Source organism: Enterovirga sp. CN4-39, assembly GCF_049446235.1.
In the GTDB taxonomy this organism is placed as follows: Bacteria; Pseudomonadota; Alphaproteobacteria; order Rhizobiales; family Beijerinckiaceae; genus Enterovirga.
Map to the genome: position 1 here is coordinate 1 of NZ_JBMSEF010000026.1, position 15,984 is coordinate 15,984.

14 protein-coding genes are annotated in these 15,984 nt (G+C 65.5%); 1 reads left to right on the forward strand and 13 read right to left on the reverse strand.

Annotated features, from left to right (window positions below):
* From ACO2SS_RS26090 to ACO2SS_RS26150, 13 genes are all read right to left on the reverse strand, one after another.
* Positions 1–1,154: hypothetical protein (locus tag ACO2SS_RS26090; protein ID WP_423280785.1), on the reverse strand; the 1,154-nt coding region annotated here is incomplete at its 3' end.
* A gap of 44 nt (positions 1,155–1,198) precedes the next feature.
* Positions 1,199–1,387: a hypothetical protein gene (locus tag ACO2SS_RS26095; protein ID WP_423280786.1), complete on the reverse strand. Its 189-nt coding sequence runs from the start codon at positions 1,385–1,387 to the stop codon at positions 1,199–1,201.
* Between the two features lie 74 nt (positions 1,388–1,461).
* On the reverse strand, positions 1,462–1,908 hold the full coding sequence (locus ACO2SS_RS26100; protein WP_423280787.1) for a hypothetical protein: 447 nt from the start codon (positions 1,906–1,908) through the stop codon (positions 1,462–1,464).
* Positions 1,909–2,019: 111 nt separating this feature from the next.
* Positions 2,020–2,322 carry a hypothetical protein gene (locus ACO2SS_RS26105; protein WP_423280788.1) on the reverse strand — a complete coding sequence of 101 codons (303 nt, stop codon included), beginning with the start codon at positions 2,320–2,322 and terminating at the stop codon, positions 2,020–2,022.
* Between the two features lie 60 nt (positions 2,323–2,382).
* On the reverse strand, positions 2,383–5,214 hold the full coding sequence (gene tssH / locus ACO2SS_RS26110; RefSeq protein WP_423280789.1) for a type VI secretion system ATPase TssH: 2,832 nt from the start codon (positions 5,212–5,214) through the stop codon (positions 2,383–2,385).
* An 18-nt stretch (positions 5,215–5,232) separates the two neighbouring features.
* Positions 5,233–6,249 carry a type VI secretion system baseplate subunit TssG gene (gene tssG, locus ACO2SS_RS26115; protein ID WP_423280790.1) on the reverse strand — a complete coding sequence of 339 codons (1,017 nt, stop codon included), beginning with the start codon at positions 6,247–6,249 and terminating at the stop codon, positions 5,233–5,235.
* Positions 6,250–6,271: 22 nt separating this feature from the next.
* Positions 6,272–8,227, reverse strand: a complete 1,956-nt coding sequence (tssF, locus tag ACO2SS_RS26120; RefSeq protein ID WP_423280791.1) for a type VI secretion system baseplate subunit TssF — start codon at positions 8,225–8,227, stop codon at positions 6,272–6,274.
* 124 nt (positions 8,228–8,351) lie between these two features.
* A complete protein-coding gene (gene tssE / locus ACO2SS_RS26125) occupies positions 8,352–8,879 on the reverse strand; it encodes a type VI secretion system baseplate subunit TssE (RefSeq protein ID WP_423280792.1) in 528 nt (175 codons plus the stop codon).
* Positions 8,880–9,081: 202 nt separating this feature from the next.
* Complete coding sequence (locus ACO2SS_RS26130; protein WP_423280793.1) at positions 9,082–9,564, reverse strand: Hcp family type VI secretion system effector; 483 nt, start codon at positions 9,562–9,564, stop codon at positions 9,082–9,084.
* Between the two features lie 117 nt (positions 9,565–9,681).
* Positions 9,682–11,187: a type VI secretion system contractile sheath large subunit gene (gene tssC, locus ACO2SS_RS26135; protein ID WP_423280794.1), complete on the reverse strand. Its 1,506-nt coding sequence runs from the start codon at positions 11,185–11,187 to the stop codon at positions 9,682–9,684.
* An 82-nt stretch (positions 11,188–11,269) separates the two neighbouring features.
* Positions 11,270–11,800 (reverse strand): type VI secretion system contractile sheath small subunit, encoded by a 531-nt coding sequence (gene tssB, locus ACO2SS_RS26140; RefSeq protein WP_423280795.1) that lies wholly within the window; start codon positions 11,798–11,800, stop codon positions 11,270–11,272.
* 262 nt (positions 11,801–12,062) lie between these two features.
* The gene (locus ACO2SS_RS26145) at positions 12,063–13,439 is read right to left on the reverse strand and encodes an ImpA family type VI secretion system protein (RefSeq protein WP_423280796.1); all 1,377 of its coding nucleotides are present in this window, start codon (positions 13,437–13,439) and stop codon (positions 12,063–12,065) included.
* A 54-nt stretch (positions 13,440–13,493) separates the two neighbouring features.
* Entirely contained in the window at positions 13,494–14,042 is a 549-nt protein-coding gene (locus tag ACO2SS_RS26150) for an OmpA family protein (protein WP_423280797.1), read from the reverse strand.
* An 82-nt stretch (positions 14,043–14,124) separates the two neighbouring features.
* Between ACO2SS_RS26150 and ACO2SS_RS26155 the strand changes: the two genes are divergently transcribed.
* A complete protein-coding gene (locus tag ACO2SS_RS26155; protein WP_423280798.1) occupies positions 14,125–15,984 on the forward strand; it encodes a type VI secretion system Vgr family protein in 1,860 nt (619 codons plus the stop codon).

Here is a 15,984-nt window from a genome sequence, read left to right on the forward strand (position 1 = left end):
AGCGCCTCGCGCGCGAGGCCCGTCTCGACGAGGAGCGCCGGCAGGTGGAAGCGCGCCGGGTCGAGCAGGAGCGGTTGGCCGAGGAAGCGCGCCAGAAGAAGTTGGCGGAGGAACGCGCAGCCGCCGAGGCCCGGGAGCGCCAGCGCCTCGAGCGCGAGGCACGTCTCGAAGAGGAGCGCCGGCAGGCGGAAGCGCGCCGGGCGGAGCAGGAGCGTCTGGCAGAGGAAGCTCGGCAGAAGAAGTTGGCGGAGGAACGTGCAGCCGCCGAGGTTCGGGAGCGGCAGCGCCTCGAGCGTGAGGCCCGTCTCGAAGAAGAGCGCCGGCAGGCGGAAGCGCGCCGGGTCGAGCAGGAGCGCCTGGCCGAGGAAGCGCGCCAGAAGAAGTTGGCGGAGGAGCGTGCCGCCGCCGACGCTCGGGAGCGCCAGCGCCTCGAACGGGAAGCTCGCATCGAAGAAGAGCGTCGGCAGGCCGTGGCGCGACGGCTCGAGCAGGAGCGGCTGGCCGAGGAAGCCCGCCAGAGGAAGCTTGCAGAGGAGCGTGCCGCGGCAGAGGCTCGCAACCGCCTGGCCGAGGAGGCTGCCCGTGCGGACGAGCAGCGGCGGAAGGCTGCCGAGGCGGCCCGGGCGGAGCAGGAGCGCGTGCGGCTGGCCGCTGAGCAGGCCGAACGCGATCGCCTTGCTTGGGCGCAGCTGGAGGAGGAGCAGCGCCGGCGGGCTACAGCCGCGCAGGCCGAAGTGGTGGCCGAAGCCACGCGTCCCGCTTCGGATGGTTCGGCCCAGACGACTGTCGAGGCCATCAAGTCGGCGGTCCCGAGCTCCAAGCTCGCTGTGCTGACCGACAGCGTGGCGCCGCGGCCAGTGCCGGACCCGCCACCGATGCGTCTGGCATCCGTCGATGCGGCCCGGCCTCCCGCCACGGACCAGCCCCCCGCGTCCAGCGGCTTCCCGAAGGAGGTTCTTGATCGGGACCGGTTGGTTCGAGAGACCAAGGCCGAACTCAGCCGCATCGGCTGTCTCGACGACGAGCCCGGCGGCAAGTGGGACAAGGATGCCCAGGCGGCGCTCCGGCGCTTTTCCCGCCAGGTGAAGCTCGCGCCGCTGCCTTCGGAGCCGAATGCGGATCTGCTCGACGATCTCAAGCGCCGGCCAGCCCATGTCTGCCCGCTCGAATGCGGCGCGGGGGAGCGCCTTCAGCGAGGTCAGTGCGTGGCTGTCGCACGGCCCGAGACGAAGCCGGCCGCACGCCGCGAGCCGAAGCCACGCGCCGTTGCCGTCGAGCGGGAACGACGCGCGCCCGAGCCGCGCGCCGTGCGTCCCTCCGGGCCGTCCCAGGCACCGGTCTCCACGGCGTCCAGCGCACCGAAACCGGCAGCGCCCCGCGCCATCATGGGCGTCGGGTTCTGACGAGCATCCTCTGCGGGAGAGGACGCGGCTCTTTCGAGCGAGGCGAGGAGGAGCCCGGTCAGTACTCGAACTTCGCGCCAGCGCGCGTGGTCACCTTCAGCAGGTCGCCGCAATTGGCGATGGCAGCACCGCTGCCGCCCGTGCAGGCGAGGACGTCGTTGACCAGTACGCGGCCAATCTCGGTGCAGGCTGCTCCATTGAGGTCGAACGGGACGACCTTGGTGCGCTCGGCCCGGATGTCGGGAAAGGTGAGGCCGATGCGCCGCGTGATCTGGCCGCTGGCGTCGAAGATGAAGGTGTCGAGCCGAAGCTCCTTTACCGTCTCGGGAGTCCGGTTCTCGACCACGAAATAGGCCCGGCAGCCGGGCCCGGCTGCCTCGAGCTTGTTCAGCTCCAGGGTGATGGACCCGCTTAGCCGCTTATCCGTGGCGGGTTGGGCCCCGGCCATCCCGCAGCCAAGGGTGAAGGCCGCAAGCGCGACAGAAGCAAAACGGGCGACAGGCAAGGCGCTACTCTCCGCAGACATGCTCGGGTGAGGATCGGGTTCGTTCGCCGCATTGCTCCAGTACCATGTTCCACCTCGCAACGGCACGGCGGATCGACATGGAACGACGCGCTATTCGCCGGCTGGTTCCTCGTCGTCCCCGTACCGGTAGAGCTTGCCCCAATCGGGCTGCCAGAGCCCGTCCGGATCCATGACGACCAGCGGCACCTTGAAATCGTTCGCGAGCCGGATGGCCGAGCGGAACGCTTCCTTCAGGGGGAGTTCGCCGCTGGAGAAATCCTTCGGCAGCCGGCCCTGCGAAGCCGAGCGCGGGCAGTCGATAATGCCGTATTGCTTCTCGCCGTCCCGTCCGAGGACCAGGGTCATGGCATCGTCGGGCCGCTCGTCGACCTGCTCGAACCTGTTCTGCGTCATGTTCGACATCCTCTCGTCTGGAGCAGAAGGCGCAGCCGCACGGTGCTCGCCGGGTTCGGTTCAGGCGGGCGCGGGCGGCGCCCCCGCCGTCCCGCTTGCCGGAACGCCCGCGATATCCGGTGTCGCGCCAAAATCCTCTCTGGGCGGCATCGCCGTCGTGGCGCTTTCCTCGGCGTCCGGGAGGGGCTGGTCGGTCGCCGAACGCCACGCATAGGCGAACTGGCCGCCCTCCATGGTGACCCGCGCCTCCACCAGCTCTTCCTTGGCGAGAGAGCGGTGCAGGAACTCGCGCGACAGCGCCGGCAGCAGCGTATTCGTGATGATGTTGTCGATCATCCGGCCGCCCGAATCCGGATCATTGCAGAGGGAGACGATGTGATCGACCACCGCATCGTCATAGACGAACCTGGCATCGTGGTTCTCGCGGATCCGGTGCCCGATCCGGTCGAGCTGGAGACGGACGATGCCGCTCAGCATGGCGGGCGAGAGCGGGAAATAGGGGATCGTCACGATGCGGCCGAGCAGGGCGGCCGGGAACACCTTCAGGAGATCCGGTCGCAGCGCCTGTGCAAGTGCGTCGGGATCGCTCAGGTAGCTCGGATCGCGCGAGAGCTGCATGATCAGATCGGTCCCGACATTCGAGGTCAGGATGATGAGGGTGTTCTTGAAGTCGATGCGCCGGCCGGTGCCGTCCTCCATTACGCCCTTGTCGAAGACCTGGAAGAAGATCTCGTGGACGTCCGGGTGGGCCTTTTCGACCTCGTCGAGCAGAATGACGCTGTAGGGCTTGCGCCGCACCGCCTCCGTGAGCCGCCCGCCCTCGCCGTAGCCGACATAGCCGGGGGGCGCTCCCTTGAGCGTGGAGACCGTGTGCGCCTCCTGGAACTCGCTCATGTTGATGGTGATCATGTTCTGCTCGCCGCCATAGAGGGCCTCGGCGAGCGCGAGGGCTGTCTCGGTTTTACCGACCCCGGACGGGCCGACGAGCATGAAGACGCCGATAGGCTTGTTCGGGTTGTCGAGCTTGGCGCGGTTCGTCTCGATGCGCTTGGCCACCATCGAGAGCCCATGCGACTGGCCGATGACGCGGCGGTTCAGGATCTCCGGCAACCTGAGGACGTTCTGGATCTCGTCCTTCACCATTCGGCCGACCGGAATGCCGGTCCAGTCCGAGACGACGGAAGCGATCGCCTGTTCGTCCACATGGGCGTAGATCATGCGCCGTTCGGGATCGATCTCCTCGAGGGCGGCCGAGCGCTCCTTCAAGGTCGAGCGGATCGCATCGATATCGGGCGGGGCATCCGCCCCGCCGGCGGGAAGAGAGGCATCGCCCGAGCCGTTCGGCAGCCCGGTCGCGCCCTTCGTGATCTGCTCGCGCAGCCCGCGGATCTCGTCCACGATGGCCGTTTCAGATTGCCACTCGCCCTCAAGCTTCGCGAGCTTCTCCTCGAGGCGCGCGACTTCGGCCTCGAGCTCGACGATGCGGTCCTCGTCCGCCACCCCGAGATCGCGATCCTTGATCAGGGCCTCGCGCTCGCCGCGTCGCGCGGCGATGGCAACGCGTGTGTCCCCGATCGCGGCCGGGATCGCCGTCTGGCTGATGGCGACCCGGGCGCAAGCCGTGTCGAGAAGGCTCACGGCCTTGTCGGGCAGCTGCCGCGCCGGAATATAGCGGGAGGAGAGCGTGACAGCGGCCACGATCGCGGCATCTGAGATCCGCACCTTGTGGTGCTTCTCCATCTGCCCCGTGAGACCGCGGAGCATGTCGCAGGCCTTCTCGATCGCAGGCTCTCCGACCTGGATAGGCTGGAACCGCCGCGTCAGGGCGGGGTCCTTCTCGAAATATTGCCGGTACTCGGCCCAGGTCGTGGCCGCGATCGTCTTCAGGGTGCCGCGGGCGAGGGCCGGCTTGAGGAGGTTTGCGGCATCGCCGGTCCCGGCCTGCCCGCCGGCGCCGATCAACGTGTGCGCCTCGTCAATGAAGAGAATGATCGGGGTTGGGGACGATTGCACCTCGTCGATGACCGAACGCAGCCGCTGCTCGAACTCGCCCTTCATGGAAGCGCCGGCCTGCATGAGGCCGATATCCAGGGCGCAGAGGCGCACGCCCTCCAGGCTCGGCGGAACGTCGCCCGCCGCGATGCGCTGGGCGAATCCCTCCACGACGGCTGTCTTGCCGACGCCCGCCTCGCCCGTGAGGATCGGGTTGTTCTGGCGCCGGCGCATCAGCACGTCGATGAGCTGGCGGATCTCCTCGTCACGACCCCGCACCGGATCCATCTCGCCTGAGGCGGCCTTGGCCGTGAGGTCCTGCGAGAAGCGGTCGAGGGCGGTCTGGCCCCGTTGGAGCGAGGCTTCCGCGCCCGGCGTCCCGGCCGCGACCGCGCCGGAACCGTCCATCGGGCGAAGGTTCTCCTCGTCCGATTTCGACCAGATGCCCCGGTGCTCCGCCGCCAGCGCGTCCACGGGGATCTTGGAGAATTCCGGCGAGATCCCGATCAGCGCGCGCTTCAGCTCGTTCGACTTCAGGATGGCGACGAGCACATGGCCGGACCTGATCTGTGTCTCCCCAAAGAAGAGCGTCGCGTAGTGCCAGCCACGGTCGAGCATATCGACCACGACGTTCGAGATGCCCGGCATCTCGGTTTCGTTCTTCCGAAATCCGTCCACCACCCGGGCGATGTCGGAGAGAAGCTTGCCGCGATCGAGCTTGAAGCGGTCCGCCGTCAGCGACACGTCGGTGTCGTTCTTCTGGAGGAGGTGGAACAGCCAGTGGGCGAGCTCGACGTTGCGATTTCCGGCGCTCTTGGCGTGCCTCAGCGCCTGGATAAAGGCCTCGTAACCAACGCGGTTCAGCTTCCCTGTGACGGTTTCGAGACTGATATCGGCCATCGCACCCCCCTGTCTTGCTCAGGCCGTGGCCTGCCGTCGCCTGGCGATCCGTTCCGCCGGGTGGAAGCGCGCATCGCGCCTATAACCCTCGGTCGGCGCGTCCTCATTTTTCTGGATCCAGGTCGTGTAGCCGAGCCGCCCGAACCGGCCCAGGCTCACGGGTCGCACTTCTCGCGCGGGAAGTGCGAGTTCGAGGTCCCAGTCGAGCTCATGGCCCAGATAGAAGAATACAAGATCCGCGACCGGTTCGCACCTGTCGCCGCTCGGCAGGAAGCGCTCGTATTCGCTCATGTTCTTTGTGGTGATGAGAAGCCGTATCTTGTCCTCGACGCTGAACACGCTCGCACCGACCAGGAGATCGACCCCGAGCGTCGCGTGCTTCTGCCCGAGCCGGCTCCTGTCGGATTGGTCGAACGGCAAGTGGGTTCCGACAAACTCCTCGATGTCCACGTCCACCCCGAACAGGCCGCCGAGCGCGCCACGCAGCCGGGTAGCGGATTTCGCCTTAGGGGCGAGCAGGCCTGCAAAGGCGAGCTTGGCCGTGTCGGGTACCGAATCCAGCCCCTGGTAGATGGGGGAGCCGATCCCGATGGCGCTGCCGAGATAGGCGGCGAACCGATCGAGATCCGGCCGGTCGTGCTGCGCGATCGGGCGTGCATCGGCCCAGGCGCGGAAAAAAAGCTGAAGAAACCGGTTGTTGAAAAGGTCGAGGAACCGCGCGAAGGAATCGTCCCGCGCGAGCCACCATCCATAGGCTTCGCTCGTCGTGGAAAGCGGAAGCGGACCCTGCGGCCCCAGCAGGCCCAGAAATTTCACATAGAGGCGCAACCGGCCTTCGCGGTCCTGGTCCGTCCGGCTGATGTTCGACGCGGGGAAGTCGAGATAGGGATCCTCGCCCAGCCTGACATATTCGTCCCGACTGCTGGCGCTGTCGCCGATGCGCGGCCTGTCGGGATGGCTGCGCTCGATGGCGCGCAGGATCGCGAAGAGATCATGCGCCCAGGGCTCTCGCTCGAGGTCGGAGCGAAGAGTCACGGCCGAGACTCCGCTGGGCGTCTCACAGGATTCGCCTCGAGCCGGCACGGGGCGGCCAGCGGATGACTTCGCCGCGCTCCGTCGTGCGGAGCACCGTCTGGGTGAAGTGGTTGAGCGAGGCGTATTCGGCAAAGAAGCGGTCGAGGATCGCCCCGAGCAGGAAGGCGCCGGTGCCCTCGAAGGCCTTCTCGTCGAGCGTGACCGTAATCTCCGTGCCACGGGCCGTCCCGGTCCCGGTGCGCTGCCGTAACCGGCGGACAACTGCCCGGCTGTCGACGTTGCGGACCCCTCGGATACGGCGCTCCGTGGCGGGGTCCGTGAGGTCCGCAAAGATCGTGAGCATCTCGCGAAGAGCCCGCGCTCCCGCCCCGCGCTGGACCAGGCCGAGATGATTGAGGCTGAGGAGGTTGATGAGCCGCCATGTGACGGCTCCGGCGTGGATCGTGTCGGTTCGGCTTCGCAACTGCGACACGACGGGTTCCCGAGGGAGGGTCGGTCCCGAGACGCAGATCACATCGAGTGTCGCGTCGTCCGCGAGCCGGAAATCGGCGCCACCCTCTCCGACGGGCAGTTGCTCCGGCAAATGGCGGTTCGAGCAGAGGGCCTTGATGCTCAGCTCGCCGACCCGCGCCTCGCTGTCGATCCGGGCCGGTTCCAGTAGCGACAGGAACATGTCCGTTCCGGTGTAGTCGGACGTCGCGCCATAGGCGCGCTCCCGCGTCGAGCGCCGTCGGGGCAATCGGCGGATCGTGTAGGAGAGCCCCGTATCGCCCTTTGCGTCCGGAGAGGCGGAATAGAGCGGCCGGACCGGCACCTTCTCCGGACGGCCGGCGTAATGTGCATAGACGTCCACCAGCCGGTGGGGCTCGAAATCAAGATAGCGGCTCCGGTCGGGGATGACGTGGTATTCGTGCTGGCGGGCTTTCACGGGAACCCGGTCCAGGCTCATCTCGAATAGGTTGACGGCAGGCGCGACGTAGAGGGCGAAGGCGCTCGCCTGGACGGCGGCTGAGAGGCGCGGGTTCAGCTCGTTGAAGCTGATCAGGATGTCGATGGTCTTTCCCTTGATCTGGGGAAGGAGCGACGCGAGCCCGGTGAGACGAAAGCCAAGGAATTTGCGCGGGAACATGAAGTACTCGCGCAGGAGATCGAACCCCTCGAAGATGCGGGCATCATTCGGGATCAGGGCTTCCTCGCGGCCAAAGCCAAGCGGCTGGAGGCAGTCGGGCGGAGCCTGGAGGACAACCGGGTCGCCGAACGCGTCGAGATAGCGGATCTGAACGCCTACCCGGTTGGCGAAGATCTGCTCACAGATCGCGACCGCGTCGGATTCGTGGCCGAGGATATAGACAGGGAGCTCGCGCGCGGGACATCCGGCGAACCAGATCGCGGGTTGAGAGGCGGCATCCCGTTCGGAGGGCTCGTCCTCGACGCGCGACGAGGCCCGGTGCGTGAGCGTCAGCCGCAGCCCCGCCACGACCTCCGGACCGGCTGCGGCTCCGAGCGCGTGGAGTGGGGCGGGACCCGAATAGTACTCCGCCCCGACGATATCGAACGGCCAGAGCACGATGTCCGTCGCCAGGCGGTAGCGGCACGCCACGCGCCGCTCCCGCTCGCGATAGGTCGCGTCGATATAGCTGCCCCGGGCGATCTGCCGCCCTTCCCGGAGGGCAGGGTCGCCGAAGGGAGCCTGGACCCTTGCCAGCAGGGCGGAGGGGATGGGGGCCAGGAAGTTGGGGACGAGTTGTTCGAGGAGGTTGCTGGTGAACTCCGGAAACTCGTGCTTCAGCTTCAGCTGGACGCGTGCTGCCAGGAAAGCCGCGCCTTCGAGGAGGCCGGCGATCATCGGATCGGACCGGTCCTCGACGAGGCCGCCGAGGCGTTCGGCGATCCCCGGATACTCTTCCGCGAACTCGCGCGCCTGCTCCTGGAGAAGCCTCAGTTCGCGGTTGTAGAGATCGAGGAACTCTCTGTTCATCGGCGGCGTACGGTTCCGGCGAGGCCAGGATAGCTCACCGCAAGCCGCTTGTGGGAAGCGCCAATGGTCGTGTGCGGCTGCATGACGGCAGCGTCCGGGCCCGGCTTCTCGTCCGACGCTGGGGTCAACGCCGGCTTATCGAGATCTTTCCCGTGTCGCGCTCCAGGTCGGCCACGAACTCGACGGGAAGGTTGAGGGGATCGCAGTTCAGGTCGGCGCGCACAACGAACCTGACCTTCAGGTCGTCGTCCAAGGTCAGACGGTCGCGCTTCACCTGCACGGAGCCCGGAGCCAACCTGGGCTCGTAGGCCCGGAGGGCAGCCTGGATCTCCTCCCCGATCTCGTTCACGCCAATCTCGTCGATGGTGCGATGCACGATATCGGTGAAACCGTAGTTGAGGATCGACGAGCGAACCGCGTCCATGTCCTCGAGATCGAGGCAGGCCTCCAGGTTCGTCGTGTTCATGAGACTCTCAAGATCCTCGCTGACGGTCCGCTGCAAGGCAGCCTCCGACATCGTGGAGCGAGCGGTCGCGCGCCGCCCGGCGACGACGCGCTCGCCCGCCTCGTCGCGTTCATCGATGCGCTGCCGCGCATCCCGCTCATCGAATGCCTGCCGGAAGGCCGCCATCAGCGGCGTCCGCATGCGCATGGGCTTTCCGCGGCTGCTCATACCCGGTCCAACTTCCGACTGATCTCAGGTCTCGCCACGGCACGCCTAAGCGTCCGAAGAGTGCGCCAAGGCAAAACGCCGCGCTTCCGCGGCGTTTCGGACCGATCACCGACCGGCTGCGCTTCTGGCGTTGGGCTGCCGCCCGGGCGAGCCCGACCGCAGCCTCGTCCGCTTCAAGCGATCAGCTCGACTGGTTGGCAGCGATGTCCCACTTCACCTCGGTCTCCGCACCCTTTGAGCCATCCTTGTTCTGGACGGCGTACTTCGTGTGGAACTCGCGGAAATTGAGCGTGATGTTCTCGGTCAGGCGGTCTTCGCTGCCCGAGCCGCCCATCGACACGTGCGAGACGATGATGTCCTTGAGCTCGACCTTGAGATACTCGAGCGGCTTGTCGCCGGCCTTGCGGACGATCAGCTCGCCCTTCGAAATGTGCTTGCCGGTGCAGCAATGCTGGAACAGGGTCGGGCTGGATTTGTCGATGTACTTCGTGATGCTCAGGTCCTGAACGGCGACCTTACCGGCGCCAGAGCCGCCGCCCATATGGGTAGTTCCCGACTGGCTGGCGCCCCAGGACCATGCAAGGACGTCGATCTCGTCCTTGTACTTCGCGTCCTGCGCCTCGCCCTTGATGCCGTCCAGCTTAAGGAAAATATCGACCGCCATGTCGCCCTCCATCCGCTCGCCTGCTCGTTCTTGAGCGGGTATATTATACTTGCACCAGAACGGCCGCGATTTCCGTGCGATCGCACACCTGTCGTTGCGTCAGCCGGCTTGTTGTCTCTATTTTTTAGGAGCCGGCAGGCGGGAAACAAGACTCATGCCGACGTCCATACCCTCAAGCTGATAATGTGGGCGGAGGTAGAATTTGGCCGAATAGTATCCTGGGTTCTCTTCGTCTTCGAAGATGTCGACCCTGGCGGCGGCGAGTGGCTTCCGCGCCTTTGTCTGCTCGCTCGAGTTGATCGGATCACCATCGACATACTGGTTGATCCACTCCTGCAGCCAGCGCGTGAGCTGCTCCTTCTCCATTGTGGCGCCGATCTTGTCGCGCACCATGCATTTCAGATAGTGCGCGAAACGGGACACCGCGAACATGTAGGGAAGGCGGGCCGAGAGGTTGTCGGAGGCTGTGGCTTCGACGCCCTTCTCGCCGAAATATGCCTTCGGCTTGTACAGTGATTGAGCGCCGATGAAGGCGGCCTTGTCAGTGTTCTTGCGGTGGATGAGCGGGATCAGGCCCGACTTGGCGAGTTCGGCTTCGCGCCGGTCGCTTATTGCGATCTCGGTCGGACACTTCATGTCCACGCCGCCGTCATCGGTCGGGAAGGTGTGGGTGGGCAGATTGATCACTTCACCACCCGATTGCACGCCGCGGATGCGCACCGTCCAGCCGCTCTCTTTGTAGGCGCGGTTGATGTTGACGGCCATCGCGTAGGCGGCGTTCATCCAGCCGTATCGCTCGCCAGAATGGCCGTCCGTCTCCTCCTCGAAGGCGAATTCCTCGACGGGCTCGGTCTTGGCGCCGTAGGGGAGGCGGGACAGGACGCGCGGCATGCACAGCCCGACATAACGGGAATCGGGATTGTCGCGGAGCGACTTCCAGGCCGCGTATTCGGGCGTGTCGAAGATCTTGCCGAGGTCGCGCGGATTGGTCAGCTCGGTGAAGCTGTCCATGCCGAGCAGCGTCGGGTCGGCCGCTGCGAAGAACGGCGCATGCGCCGCACCGGCGACCTTTGAGACGTCGCGCAGGAGCTGCACGTCGGTGGGCAGGTGGCTGAAGTAGTAATCGGCGATCAGGCAGCCGAAGGGCTCGCCGCCGAGCTGTCCGAACTCAGCCTCGTAGATCTTCTTGAAGAGCGGGCTCTGATCCCAGCGTGCGCCCGGGAACAGCTTGAGGTTGCGGGCGAGCTCGTTCTTGGAGATGTTCATTACCCTGATCTTCAGGGTCGAATCCGTCTCCGAGTTCATCACCAGGTAGTTGAGGCCCCGCCAGGCGCTCTCGATCTTCTGGAACTCCTCCGCATGGAGGATCTCGTTCATCTGGACGGTGAGCTTCTCGTCGATGCGGGCGATCATCTCCTCGATCGTGTCGAGGACATCGTCCTTGATCAGGCTCGTGTCGGACAGCGCCTCGCGGACCAGCGTTCCGACCGCGTTCTCGACCTCGCTCGCGGCCCGCTCGGTCCGCGGCTTGAAGCTCTGCTTCAGAAGATCGGCGAATTCGTCGGCTTCGCGAGTTTCGACGCTCCTGCTGTCCTGCTGCAGGTCGGCCAGTTGTGATGACATGATCGCCTCGTCCGTTCCGTCTCAACACGGAGATCGGTGGGAGTAATCCTCCCCCACCGGCCTGCCGCCCGCAGCTGCGTCCTCAGGCGTCTTTCGCGGCGCCGTCGTCCTTTTTCTGCTCCGTGATGCGCTGCTGGAGCGCCTCCATGAGCCTGGGGTCCTTCAGGAGCGCCTTCAGCTGGTCTGTCGCCGCGACCTTGCCGTCCATGTACCGCAGCAGGTTCGATAGCTGCTCGCGGGCCTCCAGGAGCTTCGCCAGGGACGGAACCTGACGGGCCACCGCGGCGGGGCTGAAATCCTCCATCTTGTTGAAGCGGAGATTGACGGAGAGCTGCTCCTTCGAGTCCTCCGAGAGCTTGTTCTCGACACGGAACTTCGCGCCCGGCTGGATGGCGGCCATCCGCTGGTCGAAATTGTCCATGTCGAATTCGGTGAACTTCCGCTCGGCGATGTCGGCCTTCTCGACGCCCGGATCATTGCCGGACAGGTCGGACATCACGCCCATCACGAAGGGCAGCTCGATCTTCTTCTCCGCGTCGTACGGGTCCTCGTACGTGATGTGGACACGCGGCGGGCGGTTGCGTTTGATGAATTTCTGACCCGTGTCGGCCATGGCCATCCCCGCTGTTCCGCCGCCTTTGCGCGGTTGTTCTCTGTCTGTTGGTTCTGTGTTTCCGGATTGTGTCGTTCCGGTTCGTGGGAGCGCCCGTTGCTCCATTGTCCAGTTGAGACGATAGAATGCGAAATCCGGATCGCAGTCAACGCGACGCTTCCTGGAACTTCAACTGTGTTATGGCCAGAAACTGCTTCGCGGCAAGATCGCGGGGCGGCGAAGCGAGCCGCCCTATCTCTCCGTCATCCCGTGGTGGAGGCGCTCACTCGTCGCGCGGGACGATTTCGGGCAGGACGTCTTTCAGGATAGTCAGGAAGTCTCGGTCGAGCATGCTCCTCGCGCGTTCGGTTAGGAGCGGTATTGGGCTCGATGGCTCCGCCGAACGATAGAACATGCTCACCTGATCCAGCAGAACCGCAGCCTCCGCTCGCGTGTTGGCCGCGAACGCCGTGCCCGCGTCCGTGGCGTCACCGGACGGATTCGAGCTCCTGTCGTCCGAGGATGTTCCGGTGGTGTCTTCCGCACCCGACCAGGTCTCGCCAGGATCGGGGACCTGGTCGAAGGTGAGGCCGAACAGCTTTTCCTGGCCCAGCTGGATCTTCGCCGAATCCGCGAGCGCGGGCACGAGCAGCCGGACAACCTCCGGGAAGGATTTGCCGATCAGCCTCTCTGCCTGCTGGACCAGGATGGCGGCCGGGCTCGATGGCTCGAGGCGACGGAAATAGGAATCGATCGCGGCGAGCGCCTTTCGCGCATCGCCGATGGATGCGATCCGGCCCATCGCGACCGGCGTGACGGCCTGGACCGTCCCGCCCGCGGCAGGAATCTCCGTGGCGCCGGAGGCGACCGGGGCAGGCGGCTGGACCGCCCCGGGATCTCTCGCGGCCAACGCCGCCTCCAGGGTCTCGAGCATCTTCTGCGCGAGCGCCGGCAGTTTATCGAGCGTGACGGCCTGGTCGTAGCCGGCATTCTCGATGCTCGTGACCTGTATCGTCTTCGCCGCGTCGACGATCCTGCGGAGGTCGGCGGCGGTGCCTTTCAGCGCCTCGGCATCCGCCTCCGCGAAAGCCCGATCGATCGTGCCCCGGTCGACCGGCGTCTCGTCCTCGCGCGGCTTCGCGTCTCCGGACGCCACCATGATCGTGCGGTAGCTGATCGCGCCGGCGCGGCGGCTCGTCGCCAGCGGAATGTGCTGGAGGGGCAGCACGACGCTGGGATTGTCGTCGAAGGCCTGCAGCACGGCCACGCGCAGGGTGAAGTCCCCGTCCTCGCCCTTGGGGTTCACGTCAGCCCAATGATCGCGCAGGAGCGCCGCCGTCCCGTCGAGGCACGATGCGAAGCCGGAGAGGTCCCGGTTCAGGGCGAGAAGGCGGCCATAGATCGTCAGCAGCCGCAGGTCGCGCGTGCTTCCAAGGAGCTGATCGAGCGTCTTGAACTCAGACGCGAAATCGATCGTTGTACGATCGAAGGCCTGGAGCTTGCCGTCGCTGTCACGCGTGAAGAACGATGCGGGAAACAGCCCTTCCGCCCGCGCCACGAAGTTCAGGAAATCCGGATCGCCCTCCAGGTCGAGATCAGGCCCGCACGCCGCGTCGGACGATAGTGGCTCCGTGAGGCGCTGGAAGTCGAAGGTCGCCATCGGCTCGCGAAGACCTGCTCCGGGCGTTCATCGCGGCCGGGAAGGGAGGGGCGCCTAGTCCGTGCGGAGCCGCGTCTCGACGCGCCGGTTCGCTGATGAGAACGGATCGTCGCCGATCGGCCTCAGCTTACCCATCCCCTTGGCTTCCAGGCGCGCGACGTCGACCCCCTGGCCCTTCAGGTACTCCACCACGGCAGTGGCTCGCCGCGTTGAGAGGCTGAGGTTGAACTCGTCGCTCCCCTTGCCGTCCGTGTGGCCTTCCACCACGAAGGCTGCGGTGCTCAGCCGCGGATCCTTCATGGCCTTCGCGAACTCGTCGAGATTCGTCCGGGCGGCACCAGTCAGGTTTGCCGAATTGTACTCGAAATTCACGACGAGGTCGAAGCTGCTTGCCGGCTTCGGACGGGGTGCGATCGCCTTCGCGCATTCGCTCTCCGTGCCGATGCAGAGAGCCCGCGGCGGGCCGAGATCGGGCTGGGCGGCGAAGTGGGACACGATGTCCGAAGCCGTATAGCTCGCCTTCGCGCTTGTCTGAGCGTGTGCATGCTGCCCCAGGCTAGCGACGCCTAGCGCCAGCAGCGGGAACAAAATCTTACGAGACATCGTGAGTTGCCCCAGAACAGCAGGTCGAATATGGCTGATGTATTCCGCCGCGTCAAGCGAGCCGCTTCAGTCGAGGGCGCATATGACCGCCGCACAAGACAGCGCTGCGACCCAGGATAAAAGGATCGCCAAGCTCGCGACGCCGCTCGGAAAAGATAAGCTGCTGTTTCACCGCTTCGAAGGTACGGAAGGACTTAGTGAACTCTTCGAGTATCGCGTGGAAGCGCTGAGCTCGGGGCTCGACATCGATTTCACGCCGGCGATTGGCAGAAATTGTAGCATATCGCTGACGAGTTATGGTGGGGTGACGCGGTATTTCACCGGCGTGCTCACCGAGGCCGCCTGGATCGGCGCCAGGCAGGAGAAATATGTCTACCGCCTGACCCTCAGGCCGTGGCTATGGCTCCTCGGCCGGACGGGCAAGAGCCGAATCTTCAAGCAGAAGACGGTGCCGGACATCTTGAGGAAAGTTTTTGAGGACAACGGCTTCAGTGGTGACGTCAAGATCGAGGTCGATCACGGCTTCGAGGCTCTCGAATACGTCGCACAGTACCGGGAGACCGATCTCTCCTTCGTCTCGCGTCTCTGCGAAGAGAACGGCATCTACTGGTACTTCGAGCACAACCAGAACAATCATGTGTTGCACCTGATCGACTCAGGCTCGAAGCATCCTTCCGCGGCCTTCGGAGGCGGGGGGGCGAACTTGTCGTACAGCCCGCTCTCGGGCCAGGACAGGCGAGACCGGGAGCATCTGTTCGAGTGGCGCGCGGAGCGTCGCTTCCGCACCGGCCGGGTCGAACTGCGCGACTACGACTACATGCAGGCGGCGAAGCGTACGCAGGTGGCGGACAAGCAGGGCACCGAGGGGTACGAACGCGCGCAGCTGGAGCAATACGATTATCCGGGGCGTTGGACCCAGCAAGCGGATGGCCGCTACCTCGCGCAGGTCCGGCTCGAGGCCGAGCAGGCCCTGGATTATCGCAAATTCGCTTCGGGTGATGCCGTCAGCCTCTATCCGGGCGCGGCCTTCACGCTCGGCGGGCACAAGACCGACAACGGCGAGTACTTCGTCGTCCGGGCGAACCACTCCTTCACGAGCGAGGATTATCGGACCGGCGGCGGAGCCAGATCCGACGAGATCTACCACGGGCAGTACGAGTTCCAGGAAAAGGCGCGGCCCTATCGGGCGCCCCAGGTCACGCCCAAGCCGCGCGTCTACGGACCCCAGACGGCCTTCGTGGTCACGCAGGCCAAGGGCTCGAAGGAGGAGATCGACGTCGACAAGGACGGCCGCATCTTCGTGAACTTCCACTGGAATCGCGAGGACCAGAACGAGTTCTGCTCCCGGGCCGTCCGCGTTGCCCAGATGTGGGCCGGCAAGCAATGGGGTTGGCAGGTCATTCCCCGCGTCGGGATGGAGGTCGTGGTCGAGTTCCTCGAGGGAGACCCCGACCAGCCACTCGTGACCGGGGCGGTGTACAACAGCGACTTCCAGTTTCCGTACATGCCATTCCCCGATAAGAAGAACATCTCCGGTCTCAAGACGGATTCCACACTGGGCCACGGCGGCTACAACGAGTTCATCTTCGACGACACGAAGAATAGCGAGAAGGTCCAGTTCCGGGCCGAGAAGGACCTCGAGTCGAACGTCCGCAACACGGAGAAGCGCCGGATCGCCGAGAACTACCAGGGATCCGCCACGGACCCGTCCCGCTCGACCGAACTGGTCAAGGGGACAGAGAAGATGAAGGTCAGCAACGGCAACTGGGATGTCCATGTGACCGGCGAGGTAAAGATCACGGCCACGAAGAAGATCGAGATCATCTGCGGGTCGAGCAAGATCACGCTCGATCCGGCACAGATCAAGATCGAGGCAGGCCAGATCAAGCTCGAGGGCACCGCGGGCATCGACCAGAATGCCCCGCTCATCAAGCTGAACTGA